Genomic DNA, 1,033 nt, shown 5'->3' with positions numbered 1-1,033 from the left:
CATCCTGTTCCTTCTTGGCGTCGTGTTCTTCCTCTACCGGATGAAGGACGTCGCCATCTATGTCAGCATCTTCGCGGTCGGGCACTCGGTGACGATGCTGGCGGGCGTCTGGTGGGGATGGGGCATCAACGCCTACATCATCGACGCGATCATCGGCCTCAGCGTCGTCTACAAGGCGCTCGACAACCTCGGCGCCTACCAGAGATGGTTCGGAGTCCAGCCGAACACCAAGGCCGCAACCCTGATCTTCGGCCTGTTCCATGGCACGGGCTTGGCCTCGAAGATCATAGAATACGACATCTCGGACGACGGCCTTTTATGGAACCTTCTGGCGTTCAACGCCGGCGTCGAGGTCGGCCAGATCCTTGCTCTCTTCGTGATCCTGATCGTGATGGGCTACTGGCGCAGGTCCCAGCGGTTCATGAGCCAGGCCGTGGTCGCGAACGTCATCATGGTGGGCCTCGGCCTCTGGCTTACCGTCTATCAGATCAACGGCTTTCTTGCGGCCGCATAAGGAGAAAACGAAATGCAAATCATCGAGAAAATGCGCGCCACCATGCAACTGAACGCGGAGAAGCCCGATCCGGCCCTCCTGCCGACACCGAAGCAACTGCGGCGCTCGACCATCGCCGCCGTGATCGGCGCTGCCTTCATCGGGGTCGGCGTCTACCTGCCGGCGGAATACGGGATCGACCCGACCGGGATAGGCAGTGTGATGGGCCTGACCGAAATGGGCGAAATCAAGCAGCAGCTTGCCCGTGAAGCGGCCGAAGACGAAGCGATCCACGGCGGTAACCAATCCTCGAGCGTCATCGACGACATTTTCGGCCTCTTCGTGGGCGCGGCCCATGCGCAGGAAGCCTGGACCGACACGGTCACCTTCACGCTCGCGCCGGATGCGGCGACCGAGGTCAAGCTCGTCATGGCCGCGGGTGATGTCGCGGACTACGCGTGGGTCGCGGAGGGCGGCCGGATCAACTTCGACCTGCACGCCCATGGCGACGGCCAGTCCATCGACTACGACCGGGGCCGC

2 protein-coding genes are annotated in these 1,033 nt (G+C 62.4%); both read left to right on the top strand.

All coding sequences use genetic code 11. The features are described 5' to 3' along the window. On the top strand, positions 1 to 514 hold a 514-nt coding region (locus ACH107_RS33115; RefSeq protein WP_412509830.1), incomplete at its 5' end, for a HupE/UreJ family protein. Between the two features lie 12 nt (positions 515 to 526). Further along, positions 527 to 1,033: transmembrane anchor protein (locus ACH107_RS33110; protein WP_412509829.1), on the top strand; the 507-nt coding region annotated here is incomplete at its 3' end.

The sequence above is a fragment of the Roseovarius halophilus (ex Wu et al. 2025) genome, from assembly GCF_047086965.1.
This window is presented reverse-complemented; position numbering and strand designations above follow the sequence as displayed.